The organism is Collinsella tanakaei YIT 12063 (genome assembly GCF_000225705.1).
Taxonomy (GTDB): domain Bacteria; phylum Actinomycetota; class Coriobacteriia; order Coriobacteriales; family Coriobacteriaceae; genus Collinsella; species Collinsella tanakaei.
This window is the reverse complement of record NZ_JH126467.1, coordinates 637,202-660,906: the sequence shown is the minus strand read 5'-3', so window position 1 is coordinate 660,906 and position 23,705 is coordinate 637,202. Positions and strand designations below refer to the sequence as shown.

The window sequence follows — 23,705 nt, the reverse complement described above, 5'->3', positions numbered from 1 at the left end:
TTGCGCAAGAAGAAGCGCGAGCTTATGGCGCGAGAAGCGTTGCAAAAGAATCGACCCCGCTCGTCCGGAAAAAGACGAGCGGGGTCGTTTGCGTTTGGAGCCTATGAGACGCAGCGCCGTGCATTGCCGTAGCGGTCGCAGCGCCTGCACTGGTTGTGGCTGTGCACCGGTTGCGACGCGCGCTTACACGAACTTGTCTGCGATTGCCGCGATCACCGGCAGCAGCGCCAGGCCGGCCTTGCCCTTGCCGCGGGGGAAGAAGAAGCCGCCGGGACGGCTCTTGCGCAGGCGCTGGCGCGGGGAGTGGGCCTTGGCCAGCTGCTCGTCCGGAATAGGAACGTCCGCGCGGGCGCTCTCCATGGGGTTCTCCGCGCTCGCCTTGATGGGGTCCAGGATGGGGCCTTCTGGCGTGGCGCCCATCTCGCGGTAGCGCTTCATCATGTCCGCCTGCAGCTGCTGGGCCGAGGGCGGGGTCCAGATGACCGCGTTGGCGCCCGCCTCGCGCGTCTCGCGGATGGAGAGCGAGGAGCGGCCGCCGGATGCGATGAGCGGCATGTTGGGGTAGTGCTCGCGGAGCTGGCGCAGCACGGCGGGGGTGTCCTTGCCGGCGGCGACGTTCAAGATCTTGGCGCCGGCCTTGACCTTGGCGTGTGCCACGTCATCGCAGCGCACCACCGTGGCGATGACGGGGATGTCGACCATGCTGGCGATCTGCTCGACCATCTCAGGCGATGCGGGGGAGTTGACTATGACGCCCGCAGCACCCTGCATCTCCGAGACAGCGGCAAGCTGCACGGCGCGCTTGCCCGCGGTGGTGCCGCCGCCCACGCCCACGAAGACCGGGCACTCCGCCACGGTGAGCAGCGCCTGCGTGATGGCGGGCTGCGCGGTGAAGGGGTAGACGGCGAAGATGGCGTCCGCGTTGGAGTTGCGGATGACGGCTACGTCCGTGGTGTAGAGCATGGACTTGATGCGACGGCCAAAGAGTGTGAAGCCGCTGCACTCGTCCATCTCATCCGGAACGCTGAGCGCCGCCTTGCGGAGCCTGCCCTCGATGGGCGCGGGCTCGAGCGGCAGCACGCCGCCGGGGGTGATGGCGGTGACGGGTTCGGCGAACTCCTCGGCGAATTCGACCTCTGAGAAATCGATGGTGGCCTCGATGGACTCCGGTACCTCTGCGGGCACCTGCACGGGAGCATCGGGACGGGGGTCTGGCACGGGAGCGCCTGCGGCTGCCGTGGAGGCCTGCGGCTGTTGGGCGCTGGTCGCCTGCTTAGTCGCATCCATGGAATCCATAATCGTCCCCCTTCATGGTGATAAGGCGAAATGTGCCTTGTGGTAACACGAAATAACGCTCGAGATATTACCCGAGACGCTGTAGCTTATACCGATTTGGCTTTCGAGTCCACGGCTATTTCTTAGATGTGGATGCGGCAGGCGGGGAGCGGTCGCCTCCAGCGCGGGCGCGGTTGGGGGCGCTGGGCGCGCGGGCGGACGGGTTCCGGCCGGCAGCTGTGGTGGATTACGGAGGACGGAGCTCTCGCGGGCGGAACCCGCGCCTTGCGATGGATACCGCTTTGATGGTTTTAACGCACGGCGCGCGTATATCTGTTAAGCTTTGCAGACAGGCGCGATGGTTGCGCTTTGATGGAACTGTGCGATTAGATTGGCGGTGCCGATATGGATGTCATGACCATTGTGGGTCCGGTTGCCCTTTGCATCGGCGCTATCGCCGCTGTCGCGGCGCTCTATGCACTCTTCACCTTTATTAAAGACCGCCGCAGGGAGAAGCGCGAGACGCACGCTCCCCGTCATCGCAAACAGTAGGCCGTCGTCGCGGAGTTGACGGCGCCTTTGCCTGCCGGCGCGAACTCGCTTGACCAGATGGTGCGCTGCTGCGGGTTGCCGGAGTCGCCCTGCCTCCCCGAGTGTCAAATAGTCGCTTAGTGCGGAATCCAGTTGGGACAAATATTGAGTTAGTGCGGGGCTTAGGACAAATAGTCGCTTAGTGCGGACCCCAGCGTGAAAAATAATGCGTTAGTGCGGAAGCGAAGAGATGTAGCAAGGGTACCTTATGAATAGGCCGCTCGCATCGCCCAAGCTAGAGGGCTCAGGCGATGCTGCCTGATGAATAGGGAAAGCTTGTTGGAGCCCCTCCAGTCCGCACTAACGCACTATTTGACCAAACTTCCGCACTAAGCCCTTTTTTGACACGCTGTCCTTTCCGCACTAAAGCGTTATTTGGCACAGCAAGAAGGATGTGGCTGGTTTTGCCGGTATGGGAAGGGTATCACAGCGATGCATGCGGTTATGCACGCTCCCGTGCGCGTGAGGTCCTTGCGGTAAATAGCTTGTGCCCGCGCTAAGGCGGGCACAAGCGGTGGGTTGCGAGCTTTAAGGCGGCTTCGCCTACGCTTTCTTGATCGCGGCGATAAAGAAGCCCTCGAACAGGCGGGTGGGGCGCACGGTGATGGTGCCTTCCAACCCGTTCGGCAGGCAGGGAAGGGCGAGCTCCGGGTTATCCGGAGCGGCTGCGAGCGCTTGAGGGTCGAGCGGGACCAGCTCGCAGTCGCGATGGCGCTTGAGGACCGAGGCGAGCATGAGCTCGTTTTCCTCGGGCAGGATCGAGCAGGTGGAATAGATGAGCGTGCCGCCGCGTTTGAGCACGGTGAGGCCGCGGTCGAGTAGCGCGCGCTGCGAACGGGTCACCTTCGAGAGCAGTTGCTGGGTGATGCGCTTCTCCGCTTTGGGATCGCCTGCGCGCACGGTGCCCGTGCCGGTGCAGGGGGCGTCTAGCAAGACCTGGTCAAAGCTGAAGAACTCGTCCAGCTTGCGAGCGTCGACGCGCATGATCTGCAGGTTGGTAACGCCCTGCTTATCCATGTTGTACTGCAGCTTCTCCGCGCGCGGCACGTTGAGCTCGCAGGCGCAGATGTGCGCCGCGCCGTGGGTGAGGGCGGCGATCTGCGAGGTCTTGCCTCCGGGTGCGGCGCACATGTCGAGGATGTCCGCCCCCTCTCGCGGGGCGAGCGCCAGCGGGGGCAGCATGGACGAGAGGCTTTGCAGGTAGATGCCTCCCTTTCGGTAGATGCCCATGCCCCAGACGTCGCGCTCGCTGGGCGCGTCCACCACAAAGGCGTCCTTATACCAGGGGACGTGTTCGTAGGGGATGCCCGCCTCATCGAGCGCGGCGGCGACATCGTCCGCGCTCGCCTTGAGGGTGTTGGCGCGCAGGGTGGTGGGCCGCTGGGCGGCTTGCTGGTATCCGTCGAATATCTGGTTCGCGATGTCCTCGCTGTATGCGGCCTGGACCTGCTGGACAAGGAAGGCGGGGATGCCGTCTGGTGTGCTCATGGTTATCTCCGTAACTAAAAAGGCGCCCCGGTTTGGGGCGCCTTCTATTGTGCCAGAAAGCAGTTTGAATGTGCGGCGGGGCCGGGGGGCGCGGTGCTCTTGGAGCGGCGCGGGCTACATGAGCGCGCCGGCGACTATGAGGGCGACCGCGACGGCGATGGCTGCGAAATCGAGCGCCTGCAGGGGGTAGCGCTTATAGGAGCTCTCACGCGTGCGCAGGTAGAAGCCGCGCTGCTCTGCCGCAAGGGCCGTGGCGTCGGTCTTGCCTACGGACGAGATAAGCAGCGGAATGCACAAAGGCAGCATGAGCTGGAGCTTCTTGATGGGGTTCTTGGTGTCGTACTCCACGCCGCGGGCGGTCTGCGCCTCCATGATGGCGTTCATCTCCTGGCCAAAGAGCGGGACAAAGCGAAGCGCCGTGGTGAACGCGAAGGCGTAGCGGTACGGCACGTGCAAGATCTCCACGCAGGCGTTCGCCAGGTCCGTGAGCTTGGTGACGGTGAGCACCAGCACTAAGGGCAGCGCCACGCCCAGCAGGCGCAGGCAGGCCTTTGAGCCGGTGACGAGTCCCTCGCTGGTGACAAAGCCCACCAGGCGCTCGCCTCCCTGCACAAAGATCATCTGCAGCACCAGCATGATGGCGGCGAGCGGCAGAAGCACCTTGAGAAGCGACGCCAGGCGGCTGAAGACGCCCGCATAGGCGCCCAGCGCCAGAGTGATGACAAGCAGCCCCACCAGCGCGGGGTAGGAGGCGGCTAGAAACGTGGCGATGATGATGCCCGATGCGAGCGCCAGCTTGGCGACGGGGTTGAGGCGGTGCAGCACGGTGGCGCCCGGTACGTAGTCGATGACGTTAACCACGCTCGATCAGCTCCTTTGCGGTGTCGACTATCTGGGAGACCTCGGTGATGGAGGCGAAGGCGGGCGACACGGTGTGCGCGAGCGCCTGGGAGAGGGCGACCACCTGAGGCGGGGTGATGCTCGCCTCGCGCATAAGGCCGGTGTTGGCGAAGACCTCCGCCGTGCGCCCGCGCTCCAGGATGCGGCCGTTCGCCATGACCGCCAGGCGATCGGCGAAGTCCGAGACAACCTCCATGTCATGGCATACCATCACCACGGCGCAGCCGCGCTCGGCCATGTCGCGCACCGTCTGCATGACCGTCATGCACTCGCGGTAATCGAGGCCGCTGGTGGGCTCGTCCAAAAGCACCAGCTTGGGCTCGATGACCACGACGGACGCCAGGGCCACCATCTGCCGCTGGCCGCGCGAGAGCGAGAAGGGGGCCTGGTCCGCGGGCAGGCCAAAGCGGTCGATGACCGCCTGCGCGCGCTCGAGGGCGTCTTCGCGCTCGACGCCGTGGAGCTCGAGGCCAAAGGCGACCTCGTCCAAAACCGTCTGCTTGCAGATCTGGCGGTCCGGGTTTTGGAACATCGTGGCCACGTTGGCCGCGAGTGCGGAGACGGGGGTCTCGCGCGTGTCCATCTCCGCGACCGTGACTGAGCCAGATGACGGGGTGAGCAGGCCGTTGATGAGCTTGGTAAGGGTGGTTTTACCGGCGCCGTTTTGGCCCACCACGCCCACCAGCTCGCCGGGGTAGACCTCCATGGCGAGGTCGCGCACGGCGGCGCCGCCGGCGGGGTAGGAGAAGCTCGCGTTCTCGATGCGAAGCACCGGCTGGGCGCCCCGGGCGTGCGGGCGTGCCGGCGCATGGGGAGAGGGCTGCAGCTCGCCGGCACGGCTTTGGTTGGGGGCGGCGTGGCCGTCCAGCGCGCGGGCGATCATATCGGCCGCTTCCGGAACGTTGAGGCAGGGGGCCTGGTCTACGGCGAGCAGGTTTTGGGCGCGCATGCTGTTGTAGACGCGGGTGACGCGCGGGCTGTCGACGCCTATGGCGCGCAGGTCCTCCGCGTGGGCGAACACCTCGCGCGGGGTGCCGTCCAGGGCCACGGAGCCCTTGTTCATCACGATGACGCGCTCGCAGAACTCGGAGAGCAGGGCGACCATCTGCTCGATGACCACCACGGTGACGCCCGCCACGCGGTTGACCTCGCGCAGCGTCTCGAACACCATGCGCGAGCTCACCGGGTCCAGCGCCGCGGTGGGCTCGTCCAAAACAAGCACGCGGGGCTCCAGGGCCAAGATCGCCGCGATGGCGACCTTTTGCTTCTGCCCGCCGGAGAGCGTGGCGATCTCGCGGTCGCGCAGCTGCTCTATTCCTACGGTGGCGAGCGCGCGCTGGATGCGGCCCTCTATCTGGTCATGGGGCACGCCGAAGTTCTCCAGGCCAAAGAGCATCTCGTCCTCAACCACGGAGGCGACCATCTGCGCGTCGATGTCCTGCGCCACGGCGCCCACCACGCGGGCGATGTCCGTGAGGCTGATCTCGCAGGTGTCGCGTCCCTCCACGCGGGCGGCGCCGTAGAACGCGCCCCTGTAATGGTGGGGGATGGCGCCGGAGAGCACGGCGGCCAGCGTGGACTTGCCGGCGCCCGAGGGGCCTATGACGCCGACGAACTCGCCCTGCTCGATGCAAAGCGAGACGTCGGTAAGCGCCCGGGAGGCCTCCTGGCTGTAGGAGAAGCTGACGTTTTCTAATTGGATGATTGGTTGCATGAGGTCTTCCTGGTGATGACGAACGAGCTTAACCGCGCTTGAGGACGGCCTTCAACGGGGTGTACAGCGCTTGTACCACGATAGCATTGAATACGGCCGTGCCCAGCACAACGGGGATTTTTGCGGTGACGGTAACAAGGGCGGCCCCCATAAGGACGGTGCCCAGCCCCGCGAAGAGCGCGCCGGAAACCAGCGTAGTCACAAAGCCGGCGATGAGCGGGGTGATGCTTCTGCCGGCGGGCGCGACCTCAAGGCGGCAAAGCAGCGCCATGACCAGGGCGCCCGCGACCTCGGTTACAAAGTTGAGGCCGGGGACCGACGTGCTGAGCTGGATCACCGCGGCGGAGATGAGGCCGTAGAGCACCGACTGGGTGAGGTTGGCGCGGGTGAGCAGGATGGCGAGCGAGTAGGCGGCGATGATGAACTGCGGCTTGATGCCGGTTATGGCAAGCGCGTTGCCCAGGGTGAAGTTGAGGATGAAGCCGGCTGCCAGCAGGACGGATAGCAGGACGATGGCGGAGATGTCCAGCGCGCCGCGGCTGGAGGCGGCGACGGTGCGGGTGCGGGGTTTCTGGTCCATGGTGTTTCCTCTCTTGGGTTTTTCGTCCGCATTCGCCCGGGGTCCTTGGGTGGGGAGGCGGCATGGCGTCTTGGCACGGCGGGGCCTATACCGCTTGCGGGCGGATGCTTTTGGTGCGTATTTGATTTGCGGGTGGTTTTTGGCGCGGCAGCGCTTGGAGAAAGTGCGGGCGACGATGCTGCGGTGCCTCGCCGACCGCGAGGATGGAAGGGCGGTTGGGTGGGATGAATCGAGGGGAGGGCGAAGGGCCTTTGAGGGCTAATCGTCCAGCTTAAGAGCCTTCTTGATGGGGATGTAGAGGGCCTGAACCAGGATGGCGTTGAAGACGGCGGTGGCGGCGACCACGGGCAGCATGGCGGCGGCGAGCTCTCCAGCGGCGCCCACCATGGCCATCTTGATGAGCATGAAGATCACGCCGGAGAGCAGGGTGGTGACAAAGGTGCCGACCAGCGGGGTGACCTTGGCGGCGCCGCCGCGCATGCCGGCGCGGACGATGACGGCCATGACCATGGCGGAGATGCCCTCGGCAGCGAAGTCGATGAAGGGCGAGGTGGTGGTGATCTGGATGACGGCCGCGGAGATGAGGCCTATCACCAGCGCCTGGCCGATGTTGGGACGGATGATGAGGATGGTGAGGCAGAACGCGGAGATGATGAACTCGGGGCTGATCATGCCGGCGGACATGGACGAGATGGCCTTGCCCACGGTGAAGTTGAGGATGAGGCCGGCTGCCAGCAGGATGGCGAGCAGGACCAGGGCGCGGATATCGAGCTTGCCGTGGTCGTTGGCGGTGACGGTGCGGGCGGCGGTGTTCTGGGACATGGTGTGCTCCTTTTGGTGCGTGCGCGTTTGCGCCGGTGGTGCAAGGTGGTTGCGGGTGCGCCGCTTGCGCGGGGCCGCGGTGCCGGTGGGCTGGTGGGGGTGGAGGCGCGCGATGCGCGGTGCCGGTCGATGTGGTTGCCGGGGTAAGAAAAAAGGCCCCCGGTCAAACCGGAGGCCTAAAAAGTTCGCTGCTAGAAGATTCTGGCGCGATAGGACTCACCGTCGACCGACAAAGATCGCATCGCGCCACCACCAGTTCATCACGGAGTTGTTGGCTGCGTTGATCATGTCGGCATCTCCTTTCGCGGAATCGAGGTTTGGGGCTGTCCCCATTTGTTGGAAGGAACTATAGCATAGCGGCGGGCGGGCGCAACGCAATTCGTTTTCTCGTTGCGAGTTTGTTACGGCGCGGTCGGGCGGCCATGCGGCGGTCGGGCTGCCATGCGGCGGGCGGGCGGACGCGGCTACTCGGTGAGGTTCGAGAAGCCGTCGATGATGAGGTCCAGGCACTGCGGGATCACGCGGGCGCTGAAGCTGCCGGCGTTGCTGTGGATGAGCTCGCCGTCAAACTGCATGCCCATGGAGGGGCTACAGGCGACGTGGGCCTCGCGGGCCTGGAACATGGTGAACTGCGGGCGCCCTATGGCCTTTCCGGTCTTGTCCAGCACGCCGGCGATCAGCGTGGGCAGAAGCTCCACAGTCTTGGCGGGCTCTATGACCACGATGTCGATCATGCCGTCGTTCATGCGGCAGTCCGGGAACAGGTTGATCTCATTTTGGATGACGGCGGTGTTGCCCACCATGCAGCCTATGCCGTCCAGCTCATGGACCTCGCCGTCGCACTCGATGGTGAAGTGCGCCACCTGCGGGGAGGGCGTCGCCAGCGCGGAGAGCATGTAGGCGATCTCGCCCATGTCGCCCTTGGTGGACTCCGCCTTCTCCATGATTGCGGCGTCGAAGCCCGTGCCGGCGATGATGATGAACGCGTGGCTGCGCTCCGTGCCCTCCTCGTCCGTCCAAGAGATCTCGCCCATGTCCACCTTGGCGGTCTTGCCGGCATGGCAGGCGGCGGCAAGGGCCGCGGCTTCCGGCGCGTTGCCGATGTTGTTGAAGAACAGGTTTGCGGTGCCGGAGGGGAACACCAAGATGGGCACGCCGGTGTTGCGCATGTGGTTGAGCACGTTGGAGACGCTGCCGTCGCCGCCGGATACCACCACGCGGTCGAATTGGCCTACGTCCGCGGTCGCGTCTTCCGGCTCCATGCCATCGCCCAGAAAGCGCATGACCACCTCGTCCCCTGTCTGGGAGAGGAATTGGGCAAAGGTGAAGATCTCGTCGGACTTGGGTCCTGAGGCGAGGTTGTGAATGATAAGACAGCGCATGCGGAATGTTCCTATTCTTGAGCGAAGCCGAGTATAGTTACAGTGTCGTAATCCTACCCCCGCGAGCGGGGCTCAAACCACATCTATGGGTGAGGCATGTATATCTCCACGTATGAAGAACTGTCGGCTTTTTGCGAACGCGCGGCGCGCTTCGACGCCATCGCGGTCGATACCGAGTTTTTGCGCGAGCGCACCTATCATCCGCGTCTGTGCCTGGTGCAGGTCGCCACGCCGGACGAGTGCGTGGTCATAGACGTCATCGCCATCGACAACCTGGCGCCTTTAGCGATCCTTATGCGCGATGAGGGCACCGTCAAGGTGTTCCACGCCTGCTCGCAGGACATGGAGGTGCTCAACTACACCCTGGGCGCCCTGCCCGCCCCCATCTTTGACACGCAGGTGGCAGCGGCGTTTTTGGGCGAGCGCATGCAGGCCTCGTACAACGGCATGGTGCACGCGTTTTGCGGCGTGACCCTGCCCAAGAGCGAGTCGCTGACGGACTGGTCCCGCCGTCCGCTCACCCCCGAGCAGATCGAGTACGCCCTGGACGACGTGCGCTACCTTATCAAGGCCTACGACGTGATCATGGAGCGTCTGGATAAATCCGGCCGCGCGTCTTGGGTTTTGGACGAGATCAAGCCGCTGACCGACCGCTCGCATTACGTGGTCGATCGCCGCGTCGCCTTCAAGCGCGTCAAGCGCGTCAACTCGCTTACCCGCCGCCAGCTTGCCGTGGCGCGCGAGCTCGCCGCCTGGCGCGAGGCCAGGGCTGAGTACTCCAACATTCCACGCAAGTGGCTTATGTCCGACGAGGTCTTGATCGCGCTGTCGAAGCGCCCGCCGCATGACGCCGCCTCGCTGCGCCGCGTGCGCGGAACCGAGCAGCTGTCTGACGCCGACGTGGCCGGCGCGCTTTCCGTTATCGCCCGCGGCGAGAGCTGCCCGGCGGACAAGTACCCCTTTATCGCCCGCACGCATAAGCCCGCATCGCCCGAGCTCGAGAGCGTGATCGACCTTATGTACGCGCTGATTCGCCTGGTGGGGGAGCGCTCCGGCGTGGCCACCGCCATGATCGCCTCGCGCGACGATTTGGTCGATTACGTCGACCACCCGCAGGATAGCCCGCTTCGCGAGGGCTGGCGCTTCGAGCTGGTCGGCACCCTGATCGACGACCTGCTGAACGGCGACATCGGCCTTACCGTGAAGGACCGCGCGCTCGAGATCTTATAGCGCCCGCGTTTGGGGCGCGACGAGCGCTATCCGGTGCGGCACGGCCCCGCCGCGTCCGCCCCGCGGGGTTTTGGGCTTCTGGTACGGCTCCTTGCCCGCATGCATAACTTGGGATGGCTGGGTATAAGCGTACCCATGTGAATATCCATGTGATCGCGGCCGCCGGCGTGCGGCCCAGGTTTATGGCAAGGAGCTTTTTCGCAAATGTATCCCATGTATTACGGCTTTGGCATGGACCCGGCGTATCTGGCGCTGGTCATTATCTCGCTGGTGCTGGGCGGGCTTACCCAAAGCTACATCAACTCGACGTATCGCAAGTGGTCGCGCGTGCCCTCCGGTGGCGAGACGGGCGAGCAGGTGGCGCGCCGCATGCTCGACTCGCTGGGCTGCGGCCGCGTTGGCATCCGCGGCGTCTCCGGCCACCTTACCGACCACTACGACCCGCGCGACAACAATCTGTACCTGTCGCGCGAGAACCTTTCCGGCGGCTCGGTCGCAAGCGTCGCCGTGGCGTGCCATGAGGCGGGACACGCCGCCCAGCGCGAGCACGGCTATGCCATGATGAAGTTTCGCTCCGCCCTGGTGCCGGTGGTCAACTTTACCCAGAGCATCTGGATGTTGGTGCTGCTGGCGGGCGTTTTTATGAACATCGCAGGCCTCACCACGCTGGCGATCGCCCTGTTCTCGTTCTCCGTGCTGTTCCAGATCGTGACGCTGCCCGTAGAGATCGACGCGAGCCGCCGCGCGGTTGCCTACATCGAGCAGTCCGGCATGGGCGAGGTTAACGTGCGCGGCGCCAAGAAGGTGCTGACCGCCGCGGCGCTCACCTACGTGGCCGCCGCGCTGACGAGCGTGCTGCAGCTTCTCTATATCATGGGCCGCACGCGCGACGACGAGTAGGGGAGCGTCTGGCGGCGCCGTCACCGCGGGCTTGCGGGCGGTTTGCGACGCGGTCCTGTGGCTGCGGGCTTTTCCGCGCTTTGCACATAGATGCTGCTTGCGGGCGTCCGAGTTTCGGGCGCCCGTTTTTTGTGCGCGCCCGCTTTGCGGCGGGTGCGGAGTTGGCCTTGCAGTTTTGCTTTCTGGTCTGTTCGCCGTTATGTACGTTGCGGCGCCCATCTTTGAGTTGGGTGCCCTTTTGTACCTAAGACCGTGCGTGGGTTGTACGTTTGGGCACCGGGTTTCGTTCTGGGTGCCCATTCGTGCAATAGCGTTGCTTGGGTTGTGCGTTTGGGCACCCAGATATGGGCCGGGCGCCCAAACGTACAAACACGCGGCCTCATGCGCACGAAAGGGCATCCGGTTTAAAGCTGGGTGCCCAGACGGACGTCGCCTTGCGCTTCGTAGACCGCCGTTCCGCGCGCGCATCGTTCACATCGGAATCGTCTGCAGCATCCGCAGCGGCTTGCCTTGTTAGATGTCTTTTTCAACATATGTCCGGGCGAGGCGGTAGACTGGGAACCATAAAGCGACGCCCCCAGCGGGCGCCTCGATGCGCGCGAGGGATCGGCGCGCGCGGAGGCGCGGGGACGCATTGATGTGCAACAACGTGAAAGGAGGGCTGCCCATGGATGGTTGGAACCTTACCGGAGCCTCGAGCGCGCCGGCTAAGGAGGAAGACGCCGTCTCCGTCTCGCAGGCGATCGACATCGCCGCCGGGGCGCTGGACCGCATTCCGCAGCTGTGCGTTTTGGGCGAGGTCACGGGCTTTCGCGGCCCCAACGCCCGCAGCGGCCACTGCTATTTCCAGATAAAGGACGATTCGTCCGCCATGGACTGCATCATCTGGAAAGGGACCTATCTTAAGCGCGCGTTCGATTTGCGCGACGGCATGCAGGTTCATCTCACGGGCTCGTTCAACCTTTATAAGGCCCAGGGCAAGATGAGCTTTGTCGCCCGTTCGTTCTCGCTTGCGGGCGAGGGCATGCTGCGCCAGCAGGTGGCGGCGCTGGCCGAGAAGCTGCGCCGCGAGGGTCTTATGGACGAGTCCCGCCGCCGCCGTATCCCCGCTTTTTGCTCGCGCGTCGCCGTGGTCACGTCGTTGTCCGGCGCCGTTATCGACGACGTCAAGCGCACGCTGCGCCGACGCAACCCGCTGGTGGAGCTTATCTGCGTGGGGTCCAAGGTGCAGGGCGAGGGCGCGCCCGAGGAGCTTATCGAGGGGCTCCGCCGCGCCGCGGCGATCACGCCCGCGCCCGATTGCATCCTGCTGGTGCGCGGCGGCGGGTCGTTCGAGGACCTTATGACCTTTAACGACGAGTCGCTCGCCCGCGCGGTGGCGGCCTGCCCCGTGCCCGTGGTGACCGGTATTGGGCACGAGCCGGATACCTCCATTTGCGACATGGTGGGCGACCGCCGCTGCTCCACGCCTACCGCGGCGGCGGAGTCCGTGGCCCCCGCCATCACCGAGCTCGCGGAGCTTCTGGCGGCTCGCGAGCATCGTTTGGTCCAGTCGTTCACGTCCATGGCCGCCTCCGCGCGCGCGGACCTGGACGCCTCCTCGATGCGCGCCGGGCGCGCCATGACGCAGTGCCTGGCGCAGATGGATGCCGCGCTTGCGGCCTCCGCGTCGCGCCCGTGCCTCATGCGGCCCGCGTTTATGGTCGAGCAGCGCTCGATGGACCTTGCGCGTTCCGCGGAGCGATTCTCGTCCGCGCTCGTCCAATCCCAACAGCGCTACGCCCGCGAGCTCGATGCGTTGTCGCCGCGCCTGGCCGCGTCCACGTCCGGTTTGGCCGCGAAGCGCCACGCGCTGGAGCTGGCGGCCTCTAGGCTTTCCGCGGCGGGTCCCGCCATGCTGAGCGAGCCGGCGGCGCGCCTGGCGCAGGGCGCCGCCAAGCTGGACGCGCTCTCGCCGTTGGGCGTGCTTGCGCGCGGTTACTCCATCGCGTACTCGCAAGATCGCGTGGCGACGTCCACCTCCGCCTTCGCCCCCGGATCGCGGCTGCGCGTTCGCTTGGCGGACGGCGACGTGTACGGCACGGTCGACCGCGTGGAGCCGTCCGGCACCGTGGACTAGCGCTGCCTGCCGGTGCGCCCCGCCGGTCGAAGCGGTTTGGGGCCCGCGTAGGCCCCCGAAGCCGCGCGTTGCCCGGGACCCGCATCTGGCCGCGGCCCGTGTTGGCGCTTGAAGGGCCTTTGTATTGAGAGATAATCGGTAGCTAGCAGATGATTGTTGGCTAGCAGATGGTTGATAGGAGAAAAAACCATGGCACAGAACAAAAGCGTTGAGGAGCTCAGCTACAAAGAGGCCTCCATCGAGCTGGAGGGCATCATCCGCAACCTTGAGTCCGGCGACCTTGAGCTCGAGGAGTCCCTGGAGGGCTACACCCGCGGCGCGGAGCTGCTCAAGAGCCTGCGCGCTCGCCTGGCCGCCGCGGAGCAGAAGGTCTCCGTCCTCATGAAGGATATCGACGGCGGAGATACCTTGGTCGCCGGCGAGTCTGCCGACACCACGGACGGCCTTAGCTTCTAGAATAGGGGCGTGGCGCCCGCGCCGCATACGGCACCATCGACCAAACCCGCTTAGAGAGGAACCGCTATGGACGATTGCATCTTCTGCAAGATCGCAGCTCACCAGATCCCTTCCACCGTTGTGTATGAGGACGATAAGGTTATCGCCTTCGATGACCTGGCACCTCAGGCGCCGGTCCACACGCTGGTCATCCCCAAGGACCATTACGCCAACATCATCGACGGTGTACCGGCGGACGTGCTGGCAGCCATGGTCAACGCCGTTTCTGAGGTCGCCCGCGCCAAGGGCCTGGACGACGGCTTCCGCGTGATCGCCAACACCGGCGAGGTCGCCGGCCAGACCGTTCACCACTTTCATATGCACGTCCTCGGCGGCAAGCCCTTGGGCGAGAACCTGGTCTAAAGACCCGGCTCAAGCGTGTGGCCCGGCATGGTCTTAAGCACATGGTTCGCTAGTCCATGGGCCACAGTCAAGCATTCCGCCTAAACGTGCCGCGCTCCAATCGCCGTATGGCGTATGATTAGGAACGGTATGCAATAGGCATGTCGCCCCGCGGGGCGAAGAGATTACAAGATGGGAGACACATGAACGTTCTCGTTGTCAATGCTGGTAGCTCCAGCCTGAAGTACCAGCTTCTCAACACCCAGTCCGGTGAGGTCTTTGCCAAGGGCAACTGCGAGCGCATCGGCATCGACGGTTCCTTCATTGGCCACGAGGAGAAGGGCGCCGGCAAGTCGACCCTGGAGGTCGCCCTGCCCGATCACCGCACTGCCATCAAGCACGTGTTCGAGATCCTCGAGACCGTTGACGCTCCCGTCGAGGGCATTGGCCACCGCGTCGTCCAGGGCGGCTGGTACTTCCCCGAGTCCGCCGTGGTCACCGATGAGACCCTGGCCCAGGTCCGCGAGGTCGCTCCGCTGGCCCCGCTGCACAACTATGCCGAGGCCGACGTCATCGAGATCTGCCGCGACATGTTCCCCGAGCTGGGCAACGTCATCGTCCCCGATACCGCGTTCCACTACAACATGCCCGAGCGCGCCTGGCGCTACGCCCTGCCCCGCGACGTGGTCGAGAAGCACCACGTCCGCAAGTACGGCGCCCACGGCACCAGCCACCGCTTCATCTGGCGCACCGTCAACGAGTTCATGGAGGGCAAGGCCCACAAGCTCGTGAGCTGCCACCTGGGTTCCGGCGCTTCCCTGTGCGCTATCGAGGACGGCCACTGCATGGATACCACCATGGGCCTCACCCCGCTCGACGGCCTGGTCATGGGCACCCGTTGCGGCACCCTGGACCCCGCAACCGTCTTCTATCTGAGCCGCGTCGGTGGCTACAGCATCGACGAGATCGACACCATGATGAACAAGCAGTCCGGCCTGCTCGCCGTTTCCGGCGTCTCCTCCGACTCCCGCGACGTCTGCGAGGGCGCCGATAAGGGCGACGAGAACTGCGAGATGGCGCTCGAGATGTTCTCCTATCGCGTGGGCCAGCTCTTCGCCGAGATGGCTGCCTCCATGGGCGGCGTCGACACCATGGCCTTCACCGCGGGCATCGGCGAGAATTCCGTTGAGCTGCGCCAGCGCGTCGCCGACAAGCTCGCCTGGTTGGGCGTCGAGATTGATCCCGAGCTCAACGCCGTCCGCTCCGATGACCCGCGCGTCATCTCCACGCCCAACTCCAAGATCACCTGCCTGGTTGTCCCCACCAACGAGGAGCTCATGATCGCCCTGGACGTCGAGGCCCTGCTCGGCTAATCGCCTTCTTTTATAGCGACCTATTCGGCCCGTCTCCGGTATACACGCCGGCGGCGGGCCTTTTGCGTGCGTTCAGGCAGCTATTCTGTGGATTCTCGCGGGTGCTGCGACCTTTTCTGTTGAGTTTCGAATGTATGTCATAGAGAATTAGTAGGATTAACCGCGGAAAAAGCGGATACACTGTTACCAATATCTGCCGAATGTTGTAGATAAACGTTCAATCAAGCGAAAGGATTCTCAATGACTCTTTCCGAGCACAGCATCTCCCGCCGTAGCGCCGTCGCTGCCGGCTTGGGTATCTTCGCTTCTCTTGGCCTTGCTGCTTGCGGCTCCTCTGAGACCGCGGGCTCTGCCCCCGCTTCCTCCTCTTCCACGGACGAGCAGGTGGACGAGACCGTTCAGATCGACGCGGACGCCTACGACCAGCTGATCGACTCCATCCCCGCCGCTGACGACGCCAAGATCGCTGCCAGCACCTGGGCTACCAAGGTGAAGGATGCCGGCGTCCTGCGCGTGGGCGGCGTTCAGACCTCCATGCTGTTCAGCCTGCTCAACGAGAAGGACGGCGTGCTGCGCGGCTTCGACGCCGGCTTGTCGCAGATGCTTGCCCGCTACATCATGGGCGACGCCGCCAAGATCGAGGACACCCAGGTCACTTCCGACACGCGCGAGTCCGTTCTGCAGAACGATCAGGTCGACGTGGTCTTCGCCACCTACTCCATCAACGACGACCGCAAGAAGGTCATCTCTTTCGCCGGTCCGTACTACACCACCCAGCAGTCCATTTTGGTGATGGCCGACAACAAGGACATCAACTCCGTGGACGACCTCGCCGGTAAGAACGTTGCCGCCCAATCCGGCTCCACCGGCCCGGCCATCCTGGAGGAGTTTGCTCCCAAGGCTACCGTCCAGGAGTTCAAGACGGATGAGGAGGCTCGCACCGCGCTGTCCCAGGGCCGCGTCGACGCCTATGTTATCGACACCAACATGCTGCTGGGCAGCATGGTTCGCCAGCCCGGCAAGTACCGCCTGGCGGGCGACCCCTTTGGCCCGGTGGACGCCTACGGCATCGGCCTGCCGCTGGATTCCGACGGCGTTGCGTTTGTGAACGAGTTCCTCCAGAAGATCGAGGACGAGGGCATGTGGGCGGACCTCTGGCAGGTCTGCATCGGTGACCGCGCCGGCATCGACGACGTTCCCGAGCCCCCTGCGATCGGCGCATAGCGCTCGCTGAAAGCACATCTTTGCCCGCATCATCGCGGGCGGTGTATTGACGAGTATGGGCCTTCCGCGCTTGCGGTGGGCCCATGTATGTATAAGGAGGGGATACATGGGGATTTCCGAGCTCTTGTCCACATACGGGCAAGACTACCTCAACGGCCTTTTGGTGACGTGGGGCATGACCGCGGCCTCGTTCGCCATGGTGATGGTGCTGGCCGTGCTCATCACCGTTATGCGCGTGTCGCCCTTTAGGCCCTTGCGCATGGTGGGAGACCTGTACGTGCAGGTGTTTCGCAACATCCCGGGCGTGGCGCTGCTCATCATCATCGTCTACGCCCTGCCCAACCTGCGCGTCGTGCTCGATTACCGCACCTGCGTGGTGGCCACCACGGTGCTCATGGGTTCGGCCTTTGGGTCGGAGAACTTCATGAGCGGCATCAACACCATCGGCGTGGGGCAAATCGAGGCCGCTCGCTCCATCGGCCTCTCCTTTGGTCAGATCCTGCGTAAAATCGTGATTCCGCAGGCGCTGCGCACCACCGTGCTCCCCATGACCAACCTGCTGATCGCCGTCATGCTCACCACCGCCCTGGGATCCCAGGTACCGCTTAACCCGCGCGAGCTCACCGGCGTGGTGTCCTTTGTCAACACGCGCGCCACCGGCGGCATCCTGGCCTTCCTTATCTCCGCTCTGGCGTACGTGGGGTCCGCCTTTGTGATCGGCCTGGTGGGTAACCGCATCGACAAGAAGGTGAGGATCCTGCGATGAGCTCACACGGAAACGCAACCTCTATGCGCGATGCGCTCTACGAGGCCCCGGGTCCCAAGACCAAGCGCAAGATCATGGTGGGCACCGCCGTGTCCGCCGTGGTGGTCGCCTGCATCTTGCTGGCGATTTTGGAGCGCTTCTACGCCACCGGCCAGTTGGACCCGCGCTACTGGACGTTCTTTCTCGAGTGGTCTACCTGGCGCTTTTTGCTGCAGGGATTCGCGGGCACCGTCCGCGTGGCGCTTACCGCGGGCGCCATCTCGCTGGTGCTGGGCATGTTGCTCATGCTGGGCCGCGTCAGCAAGATCAAACCCCTTTCCGCCGCTTGCCGCGTGGTCATCGACTTCTTTCGCGGCGTTCCCAGCCTGCTATTGATCTACTTCTTCTTTTTGGTGGTTCCGCAGTACGGCATCAAGATGTCCTCTTTTTGGATGCTGACGCTGCCCGTGGCGCTCGCGGCCTCCGGCGTTTTGGCCGAGGTCTTTCGCGCGGGCGTCAACGCGGTGCCCAGGGGCCAGGTCGAGGCGGCTATGTCCATCGGCCTGTCGCCGGCCAAGACCATGCGCAAGATCGTGCTGCCCCAGGCCGTCCGCTACGTCATCCCTTCGCTGATCTCGCAGCTGGTGGTCGTTGTCAAGGACACCACCGTCGCCTACGTGGTAAGCTACCCGGACCTCATGCAGAACGCGCGCGTGCTCATCACCAGCTATGACGCGCTGGTCTCCGTCTACTTCACCATCGCCCTCATCTATATCCTCATCAACTACGCCATCAACAAGGCGTCCGTCGCGGTGGCCAACCGCACCGGCGTCAAGATCATCCGCTAGGCATTCTGGAACGGAAGAGCTATGACACAGCAAATCTCAACTGAACCCATCATCGAGCTGCGCCATGTGGACAAGCACTACGGCGACCTGCACGTCCTTAAAGACATCAACCTCACCGTCCATAAGGGCGAGGTGCTGGTTGTGGTGGGTCCCTCGGGCTCGGGCAAATCCACCATGTGCCGCACCGTCAACCGCCTGGAGACCATCGATTCCGGCGAGATCCTCATCGAGGGCGAGCCGCTTCCGCAAGAGGGCCGCGAGCTCACCCGTATGCGCGCCGAGCTTGGCATGGTGTTCCAAAGCTTCAACCTGTTCGCCCATATGAGCATCTTGCAAAACGTCACCTTGGGTCCCATCGAGGTCTTAGGGATGAAGAAGGACGAGGCCGAGGCCCGCGCCATGGAGCTGCTCGCCCGTGTGGGCGTGGCCGAGCAGGCTGCCAAGTCGCCCGCCCAGCTCTCCGGCGGCCAGCAGCAGCGCGCCGCCATCGCTCGCTCGCTCGCAATGCATCCCAAGGCCATGATGTTCGACGAGCCCACCAGCGCGCTCGATCCGGAGATGATCAACGAGGTCCTGGACGTTATGGTGGAGCTTGCCCGCGGCGGCATGACCATGGTGGTTGTCACGCATGAGATGAACTTCGCGCGCCGCGTGGCGGACCGCGTGGTCTTTATGGCGGACGGCCAGATCGTGGAGGAGGGGACGCCGGCGGAGTTCTTCGACCATCCCAAGACCCAGCGCGCCCGCGACTTCCTGGATTCCATCAAGGGCCACTAGCTTTTGCGCCCGCTTGAGGCTTGGCCCGCGCGAGCGCCTGTCGCAGTCCGGGCCGCACAAATCCATTGTTTGCTTTCTACTTGCATGGAGGTACTCCCAGCATGACTACTTTTGCGCCAACTATGACTACCGCGTCCAGCGCGAACGGCGCGCCCGGTGCGGCCGACGCGCCCTCCAAGCGCCCCGTGATCCTGGTCGCCCCGCGCTGGCAGGAGATGGAGCGCACACTGGAGGTTCCCGAGCAGCTTGCCCCGGAAGAGGCCATGGCGTGCGTCTTTGCCGACGCTATCCTGGCCGCCGGCGGCCTGCCGCTGATGATGCCGCTTACCGATGACGACGACGTGCTGGAGACCATGCTCGCCATGTGCGACGGCGTCGCCGTTCCCGGTGGCCAGGACGTGAACCCGGCACTTTGGGGCGATGAATCCCCGTATGATGAGTCGCTGCTGTGCGGCGTTCGCGATGCGTTCGAGCTCAAGCTGGTGCGCCGCGTGCTAGAACTTGACAAGCCGCTTTTTGCCACTTGCCGCGGCATGCAGCTGCTCAACGTGGCCCTGGGCGGCAGCCTGTGCATGGACGTGCCCGGCATCGCCCCGCTTGAGGGCACGGGTCTGTGGCGCCACGCCATGGTGCTGACCGATCCCGCGCACCCCGTGGACGTTGAGGACGGCACGCTTCTGGCCCGCTGCATCGGTGGCGCCGGGCAGATCCAGGCCAACTCGAGCCATCACTGCTGCGTGGACAAGATGGGGGAGGGCGTCCGTCTGGTCGCCCGCGCCACCGATGGCATCCCCGAGGCGATCGAGGTGCCGTCCGCCCGCTTCTGCCTGGGCGTGCAGTGGCACCCCGAGTACACCTGGCAGCGCATTGCCACGGACTTCGCCATTTGGCGGGCGTTTGTGGAGGCGTGCAGGTAGGGGTGCGTGCCGGTAGGGACGCGTTGGCGGTTGCGGCAGCGTCGGCGCTGCGATGGGGATGCATCGCGCGGCTCGTCCTCGTCCAGAGACGCATAGGTAGATGCATGCGCGAACCCGTGGGGGCATGCATGAAAAAAACGGAGGCCCCGTCTATGAGGGGGACCTCCGTTTTTGGTAGCTATCGAGCGTGGTTTCCGCGAAGCTAGTCGCGCTCTAGACGCGATCGCGCGGGCGGATGCGCTAGTTGGCCATCTGAGCCTGGACGGCGGTGATGGCGACAACGCCCACGATGTCGTCTGCGGAGCAGCCGCGGGACAGGTCGTTCACCGGCTTGGCGATGCCCTGCAGGATGGGGCCGTAGGCCTCGGCGCCGCCGAAGCGCTGGACCAGCTTGTAGCCGATGTTGCCGGTCTCGAGGTTGGGGAAGACCAGGACGTTGGCATGGCCGGCGACCTTGGACTCGGGGGCCTTGAGCTGGGCGACGGAAGGAACGATGGCGGCATCCAGCTGCAGGTCGCCATCGATGGCGAGCTCGGGAGCCTTCTCCTTGGCGAATGCGGTTGCCTCCTGGACCTTCTTGGCGGTGTCGCCGCCGGCGGAGCCCATGGTGGAGTAAGAGAGCATGGCGACCTTGGGCTCGACGTCGCCCATGAAGGTCTTGAAGGAGTTCGCGGAAGCGATGGCGATCTCGGACAGCTCGTCGGAGGTGGGGGCGATGTTGAGGCCGCAGTCAGCGAAGACCAGGGTGCCGTCTGCGCCGAACTCGGGGGTCTTGGTGCACATGATCATGAAGGCGGAGACCAGCTTGGTGCCGGGGGCGGTCTTCAGGATCTGAAGCGCGGGGCGCAGGGTGTCCGCGGTGGAGTGGCAGGCGCCGGAGACCAGGCCGTCGGCGTCGCCCATCTTGACCATCATGGTGCCAAAGTAGGTGGCGTCCATCACCTGGGCGCGGGCCTGCTCGATGGTGACGCCCTTCTTGGCGCGCAGCTCGGCGAACTTCTGCGCGTACTCCTCATGCTTCTCGGCGTTGCGCGGGTCGATGACGGTGGCGCCGGGGACGTCGATCTCGTCCGGGTTTCCCAGGATGACCAGGTTGGCGAGGTCCTCCTCGACGATCTTCTTAGCAGCCTCGATGGTGCGCGGGTCCTCGCCCTCGGGCAGGACGATCGTCTTCTTGTCTGCCTTTGCCGCATTCTTCATACGGGTCAGAAAGTCACTCATCATTCTCCTCAAAATCTAGAGCGCCCTTGTGTCCAGTTGTTGTTCGGCTTGCCATCCCGCCCGCGTCGGGAACGGTGGTCTGCGCTGCGCGTCGCATTCAGCTAGGCATGTTGAGCTTTCCTTGTGTGACGTAGGTTATTATACGGCGGCAAGCGCTATAATCGCTCTGACAATACGCACAACTGTGCAACACGTAATTCGAGCGCCCGCCTTGCTGCGGGCCTGTCCAAGGAGTTTCGATGCAGATCACCTCTGGTCTTCCGACTGGCTTCAACCCGCATGAGTACGACATGATCGTTGTTGGCGCAGGATACGCCGGCGCCGTGTGCGCCCGCCGCCTTGCCGAGACCGTGGGGTTCCGCGTCGCCGTCCTTGAGCGCCGCGACCATATCGCGGGCAACGCGTACGATTATTACGATGAGAGCGGCATCCTCGTCCATATGTTTGGTCCGCACATCTACCACACGTACAGCGAGCGCGTTCATTCCTTCCTGTCCCGCTTCACCGAGTGGACGGACTACCAGCACAAGGTGCTCGCCAACGTGCACGGCACCCTGATGCCCGTTCCCTTCAACCACCAGAGCCTCAAGCTTGCCTTTGGCGAGGAGCGCGGCGAGCAGCTCTACCGCAAGCTGGTGGAGACCTTTGGCGAGAACAAGAAGGTCCCCATCATGGAGCTGCGCGTGAAGAACGACCCCGACCTGCAGGAGGTCGCGGACTACGTCTACGAGAACGTCTTTTTGCACTACACCATGAAGCAGTGGGGCCAGACGCCCGACCAGATCGACCCTTCCGTCACCGGCCGCGTGCCCGTGTTTGTGGGCGATGATGACCGCTACTTCCCCCAGGCTCCCTACCAGGGCATGCCCAAGGAGGGCTACACCGAGCTGTTCGCCAACATGCTGGAGCACGACCTGATTGACGTCTTCTGCGAGGTCGACGCGCGCGACCTGCTCACTATCGACGAGGGCCGCGTGCTGGTCAACGGCGAGGTCTACGGCGGCGAGGTTGTCTACACCGGTCCTTTGGACGAGCTGTTCAACCTGGACCTGGGTGCCCTGCCGTACCGCACCCTCGACATGAAGTTCGAGACCCTGGACGTGGACCAGTTCCAGCCCGTGGGCACCGTCAACTACACCGTGAGCGAGGACTACACCCGCATCACCGAGTTCAAGAACATGACGGGCCAGGTTGTCCCCGGCAAGACCACCATCATGAAGGAGTACAGCCACGCCTACGAGCCCGGTAGCGGCCAGACCCCGTATTACGCGATCATCGACCCCGACAACCGCAAGCTGTACGAGCGCTATCTTGAGCGCGTCTCCAGCGTGACCAACTTCCATCCGGTGGGTCGTCTTGCCGAGTACCGCTACTACGACATGGATGCGGTGACCAATTCCGCCCTCGAGCTTTCGGACGAAATCATTTCCTGCCATGCATAACAACCAAGACCGGCACTCCGTCGAAGCCGGGACCCACAAGGTCTTGAGCTTCGGCATCCCCAGCTACAACGCCGCCGCGGATATCGACCGCTGCGTGGAGTCCGTCCTTGAGGGCAGTGATTACGCCGCTGACATCGAGATCATCATTGTCGACGATGGCTCTAAGGACGAGACCCCGCAGAAGGCCGACGAGTGGGAAGCGCGCTATCCTGGTATCATCCGCGCCGTGCACCAGGAAAACGGCGGCCACGGCATGGCCGTGCTTGCCGGCCTGCGCAACGCTACGGGTACCTACTACAAGGTGGTCGACTCGGACGACTGGCTGGATGCCTCCGCGCTCTCTACCATGCTCTCCATCTTGCGCGGCTTCGAGGAGCGCGACACTCGCGTGGACCTCTTCATCTCCAACTACGTGTACGAGAAGGTGTATGAGGGGACCCGTACCACCATCAGCTACAAGACCGCCTTGCCGCGCAAGCGCGTTTTCTCTTGGGATGAGATCGGTCGCTTCCTGCCTAGCCAAAACCTGCTGATGCACAGCTTGTGCTACCGCCGCGACGTGCTTTTGGACGGCGACCTGCCCTTGCCCGCGCACACGTTCTACGTGGATAACATCTACGCCTACGTGCCCCTGCCGCGCTGCAAGACCATCTATTACGCGGACATCGACCTGTACCGCTACTTTATTGGTCGCGAGGGCCAGAGCGTCAACGAGGCCACCATGGTCAAGCGCTTGGACCAGCAGTTCCGCATCACCCGCATCATGATGGAGGCCTACCATCTCTACGAGGATGTTGAGAAGCCCCGTCTGCGCAACTACATGATGGGCTATTTCACCATGATGATGGCGATCTGCTCCGTGTTCTCCAAGCTTTCTGACGACCCCGCCGCACCGCAGAGCCTGAAAGATCTGTGGCACGACCTAAAGGTTTACGACGAGCGCATGTACCGCCACGCCCGCTACGGCGTGATCGGTATGGGTACCAATTTGCCGTCCAAGATGGGGGAGAAGACCACTATCGGCCTGTATCACCTGGCCGGCAAGATCTTCAAGTTCAACTAGCGCGGGCTTTGCGTGCTTGGCGCGGCTTTCACGGTCGGTGCGATTTTGCCCGCCTGGCGCGGTTTTCGCAGCGATGACGGCATGCTGAGTTGCGAATCGACATAACGCGTTTCTTTAGGAGCGGGTGGACGATAAAGGTCCGCCCGCTCCTTTCTTTTGTTTCCGCGACCCAGGCGGGGCTCATCAGGTGAGATAGCGGGGTGCGACCCGCGTGCGACGCCGAGCGCGAGCGGGTGAGCGCGCAAGCGGGCGGGCGC

At 64.2% G+C, this 23,705-nt stretch carries 22 protein-coding genes; 14 read left to right on the top strand and 8 right to left on the bottom strand.

The annotated features are described in order from the left end of the window. Positions 1-183 precede the first annotated feature (183 nt). Positions 184-1,296, bottom strand: coding sequence for a hypothetical protein (locus HMPREF9452_RS03205; protein ID WP_009140671.1), 1,113 nt, complete (start codon positions 1,294-1,296; stop codon positions 184-186). 384 nt (positions 1,297-1,680) lie between these two features. Here HMPREF9452_RS03205 and HMPREF9452_RS11730 point away from each other — a divergent pair, with 384 nt between their 5' ends. Continuing rightward, positions 1,681-1,827, top strand: a complete 147-nt coding sequence (locus HMPREF9452_RS11730) for a hypothetical protein (RefSeq protein WP_009140670.1) — start codon at positions 1,681-1,683, stop codon at positions 1,825-1,827. Positions 1,828-2,409: 582 nt separating this feature from the next. Here HMPREF9452_RS11730 and HMPREF9452_RS03200 read toward each other — a convergent pair. From HMPREF9452_RS03200 to HMPREF9452_RS03170, 6 genes are all read right to left on the bottom strand, one after another. Continuing rightward, entirely contained in the window at positions 2,410-3,354 is a 945-nt protein-coding gene (locus HMPREF9452_RS03200; RefSeq protein WP_009140669.1) for an RsmB/NOP family class I SAM-dependent RNA methyltransferase, read from the bottom strand. Between the two features lie 114 nt (positions 3,355-3,468). Continuing rightward, on the bottom strand, positions 3,469-4,215 hold the full coding sequence (locus HMPREF9452_RS03195; RefSeq protein WP_009140668.1) for an energy-coupling factor transporter transmembrane component T family protein: 747 nt from the start codon (positions 4,213-4,215) through the stop codon (positions 3,469-3,471). Next, positions 4,208-5,968, bottom strand: a complete 1,761-nt coding sequence (locus HMPREF9452_RS03190; protein ID WP_009140667.1) for an ABC transporter ATP-binding protein — start codon at positions 5,966-5,968, stop codon at positions 4,208-4,210. The genes HMPREF9452_RS03195 and HMPREF9452_RS03190 overlap by 8 nt, the downstream gene beginning before the upstream one ends. Before the next feature lie 28 nt (positions 5,969-5,996). Further along, positions 5,997-6,548 carry a hypothetical protein gene (locus HMPREF9452_RS03185; protein ID WP_009140666.1) on the bottom strand — a complete coding sequence of 184 codons (552 nt, stop codon included), beginning with the start codon at positions 6,546-6,548 and terminating at the stop codon, positions 5,997-5,999. A 258-nt stretch (positions 6,549-6,806) separates the two neighbouring features. Then, a complete protein-coding gene (locus HMPREF9452_RS03175; protein ID WP_009140665.1) occupies positions 6,807-7,370 on the bottom strand; it encodes a hypothetical protein in 564 nt (187 codons plus the stop codon). A gap of 464 nt (positions 7,371-7,834) precedes the next feature. Next, positions 7,835-8,752 carry a diacylglycerol/lipid kinase family protein gene (locus tag HMPREF9452_RS03170; protein WP_009140664.1) on the bottom strand — a complete coding sequence of 306 codons (918 nt, stop codon included), beginning with the start codon at positions 8,750-8,752 and terminating at the stop codon, positions 7,835-7,837. Between the two features lie 96 nt (positions 8,753-8,848). On the opposite strand from HMPREF9452_RS03170, the gene rnd reads away from it, so the two are divergent. From rnd to HMPREF9452_RS03115, 11 genes are all read left to right on the top strand, one after another. Beyond that, positions 8,849-9,982, top strand: coding sequence for a ribonuclease D (gene rnd, locus HMPREF9452_RS03165; RefSeq protein WP_009140663.1), 1,134 nt, complete (start codon positions 8,849-8,851; stop codon positions 9,980-9,982). Positions 9,983-10,186: 204 nt separating this feature from the next. Then, positions 10,187-10,882, top strand: coding sequence for a zinc metallopeptidase (locus HMPREF9452_RS03160; RefSeq protein ID WP_009140662.1), 696 nt, complete (start codon positions 10,187-10,189; stop codon positions 10,880-10,882). 667 nt (positions 10,883-11,549) lie between these two features. Then, positions 11,550-13,001: an exodeoxyribonuclease VII large subunit gene (gene xseA / locus HMPREF9452_RS03155; RefSeq protein ID WP_009140661.1), complete on the top strand. Its 1,452-nt coding sequence runs from the start codon at positions 11,550-11,552 to the stop codon at positions 12,999-13,001. A gap of 189 nt (positions 13,002-13,190) precedes the next feature. Further along, the gene (gene xseB / locus HMPREF9452_RS03150; RefSeq protein ID WP_009140660.1) at positions 13,191-13,457 is read left to right on the top strand and encodes an exodeoxyribonuclease VII small subunit; all 267 of its coding nucleotides are present in this window, start codon (positions 13,191-13,193) and stop codon (positions 13,455-13,457) included. A gap of 66 nt (positions 13,458-13,523) precedes the next feature. Next, the gene (locus HMPREF9452_RS03145) at positions 13,524-13,859 is read left to right on the top strand and encodes a histidine triad nucleotide-binding protein (RefSeq protein ID WP_009140659.1); all 336 of its coding nucleotides are present in this window, start codon (positions 13,524-13,526) and stop codon (positions 13,857-13,859) included. 182 nt (positions 13,860-14,041) lie between these two features. Then, positions 14,042-15,211 carry an acetate/propionate family kinase gene (locus HMPREF9452_RS03140; RefSeq protein ID WP_009140658.1) on the top strand — a complete coding sequence of 390 codons (1,170 nt, stop codon included), beginning with the start codon at positions 14,042-14,044 and terminating at the stop codon, positions 15,209-15,211. 240 nt (positions 15,212-15,451) lie between these two features. After that, positions 15,452-16,435: a glutamate ABC transporter substrate-binding protein gene (locus HMPREF9452_RS03135; protein ID WP_009140657.1), complete on the top strand. Its 984-nt coding sequence runs from the start codon at positions 15,452-15,454 to the stop codon at positions 16,433-16,435. 106 nt (positions 16,436-16,541) lie between these two features. Next, the gene (locus HMPREF9452_RS03130) at positions 16,542-17,201 is read left to right on the top strand and encodes an amino acid ABC transporter permease (protein WP_009140656.1); all 660 of its coding nucleotides are present in this window, start codon (positions 16,542-16,544) and stop codon (positions 17,199-17,201) included. Continuing rightward, entirely contained in the window at positions 17,198-18,028 is an 831-nt protein-coding gene (locus HMPREF9452_RS03125; protein WP_009140655.1) for an amino acid ABC transporter permease, read from the top strand. Before HMPREF9452_RS03130 ends, HMPREF9452_RS03125 begins: the two co-directional genes overlap by 4 nt. Before the next feature lie 21 nt (positions 18,029-18,049). Further along, entirely contained in the window at positions 18,050-18,805 is a 756-nt protein-coding gene (locus tag HMPREF9452_RS03120) for an amino acid ABC transporter ATP-binding protein (protein WP_009140654.1), read from the top strand. Positions 18,806-18,906: 101 nt separating this feature from the next. Beyond that, positions 18,907-19,722: a gamma-glutamyl-gamma-aminobutyrate hydrolase family protein gene (locus tag HMPREF9452_RS03115; protein ID WP_009140653.1), complete on the top strand. Its 816-nt coding sequence runs from the start codon at positions 18,907-18,909 to the stop codon at positions 19,720-19,722. A gap of 240 nt (positions 19,723-19,962) precedes the next feature. Here the strand turns inward: HMPREF9452_RS03115 and pta are convergent, their stop codons facing one another. Then, positions 19,963-20,943 (bottom strand): phosphate acetyltransferase, encoded by a 981-nt coding sequence (gene pta, locus HMPREF9452_RS03110; RefSeq protein ID WP_009140652.1) that lies wholly within the window; start codon positions 20,941-20,943, stop codon positions 19,963-19,965. A gap of 239 nt (positions 20,944-21,182) precedes the next feature. Here pta and glf point away from each other — a divergent pair, with 239 nt between their 5' ends. After that, positions 21,183-22,385, top strand: coding sequence for a UDP-galactopyranose mutase (gene glf, locus HMPREF9452_RS03105; RefSeq protein WP_009140651.1), 1,203 nt, complete (start codon positions 21,183-21,185; stop codon positions 22,383-22,385). Next, entirely contained in the window at positions 22,378-23,448 is a 1,071-nt protein-coding gene (locus HMPREF9452_RS03100; protein WP_009140650.1) for a glycosyltransferase family 2 protein, read from the top strand. Before glf ends, HMPREF9452_RS03100 begins: the two co-directional genes overlap by 8 nt. The last annotated feature ends 257 nt before the right edge of the window (positions 23,449-23,705 follow it).

What these genes read in the sequence shown, in the direction of transcription:
- HMPREF9452_RS03200 (WP_009140669.1), bottom strand. Translation starts at nt 3,354, where the DNA reads ATGAGCACACCAGACGGCATCCCCGCCTTCCTTGTCCAGCAGGTCCAG.
- HMPREF9452_RS03145 (WP_009140659.1), top strand. Translation starts at nt 13,524, where the DNA reads ATGGACGATTGCATCTTCTGCAAGATCGCAGCTCACCAGATCCCTTCC.
- HMPREF9452_RS03125 (WP_009140655.1), top strand. Translation starts at nt 17,198, where the DNA reads ATGAGCTCACACGGAAACGCAACCTCTATGCGCGATGCGCTCTACGAG.
- xseB (WP_009140660.1), top strand. Translation starts at nt 13,191, where the DNA reads ATGGCACAGAACAAAAGCGTTGAGGAGCTCAGCTACAAAGAGGCCTCC.
- pta (WP_009140652.1), bottom strand. Translation starts at nt 20,943, where the DNA reads ATGAGTGACTTTCTGACCCGTATGAAGAATGCGGCAAAGGCAGACAAG.
- HMPREF9452_RS03185 (WP_009140666.1), bottom strand. Translation starts at nt 6,548, where the DNA reads ATGGACCAGAAACCCCGCACCCGCACCGTCGCCGCCTCCAGCCGCGGC.
- glf (WP_009140651.1), top strand. Translation starts at nt 21,183, where the DNA reads ATGCAGATCACCTCTGGTCTTCCGACTGGCTTCAACCCGCATGAGTAC.
- HMPREF9452_RS11730 (WP_009140670.1), top strand. Translation starts at nt 1,681, where the DNA reads ATGGATGTCATGACCATTGTGGGTCCGGTTGCCCTTTGCATCGGCGCT.
- HMPREF9452_RS03190 (WP_009140667.1), bottom strand. Translation starts at nt 5,968, where the DNA reads ATGCAACCAATCATCCAATTAGAAAACGTCAGCTTCTCCTACAGCCAG.
- HMPREF9452_RS03175 (WP_009140665.1), bottom strand. Translation starts at nt 7,370, where the DNA reads ATGTCCCAGAACACCGCCGCCCGCACCGTCACCGCCAACGACCACGGC.
- HMPREF9452_RS03130 (WP_009140656.1), top strand. Translation starts at nt 16,542, where the DNA reads ATGGGGATTTCCGAGCTCTTGTCCACATACGGGCAAGACTACCTCAAC.
- rnd (WP_009140663.1), top strand. Translation starts at nt 8,849, where the DNA reads ATGTATATCTCCACGTATGAAGAACTGTCGGCTTTTTGCGAACGCGCG.
- HMPREF9452_RS03140 (WP_009140658.1), top strand. Translation starts at nt 14,042, where the DNA reads ATGAACGTTCTCGTTGTCAATGCTGGTAGCTCCAGCCTGAAGTACCAG.
- HMPREF9452_RS03205 (WP_009140671.1), bottom strand. Translation starts at nt 1,296, where the DNA reads ATGGATTCCATGGATGCGACTAAGCAGGCGACCAGCGCCCAACAGCCG.
- HMPREF9452_RS03115 (WP_009140653.1), top strand. Translation starts at nt 18,907, where the DNA reads ATGACTACTTTTGCGCCAACTATGACTACCGCGTCCAGCGCGAACGGC.
- xseA (WP_009140661.1), top strand. Translation starts at nt 11,550, where the DNA reads ATGGATGGTTGGAACCTTACCGGAGCCTCGAGCGCGCCGGCTAAGGAG.
- HMPREF9452_RS03160 (WP_009140662.1), top strand. Translation starts at nt 10,187, where the DNA reads ATGTATCCCATGTATTACGGCTTTGGCATGGACCCGGCGTATCTGGCG.
- HMPREF9452_RS03135 (WP_009140657.1), top strand. Translation starts at nt 15,452, where the DNA reads ATGACTCTTTCCGAGCACAGCATCTCCCGCCGTAGCGCCGTCGCTGCC.
- HMPREF9452_RS03100 (WP_009140650.1), top strand. Translation starts at nt 22,378, where the DNA reads ATGCATAACAACCAAGACCGGCACTCCGTCGAAGCCGGGACCCACAAG.
- HMPREF9452_RS03170 (WP_009140664.1), bottom strand. Translation starts at nt 8,752, where the DNA reads ATGCGCTGTCTTATCATTCACAACCTCGCCTCAGGACCCAAGTCCGAC.
- HMPREF9452_RS03120 (WP_009140654.1), top strand. Translation starts at nt 18,050, where the DNA reads ATGACACAGCAAATCTCAACTGAACCCATCATCGAGCTGCGCCATGTG.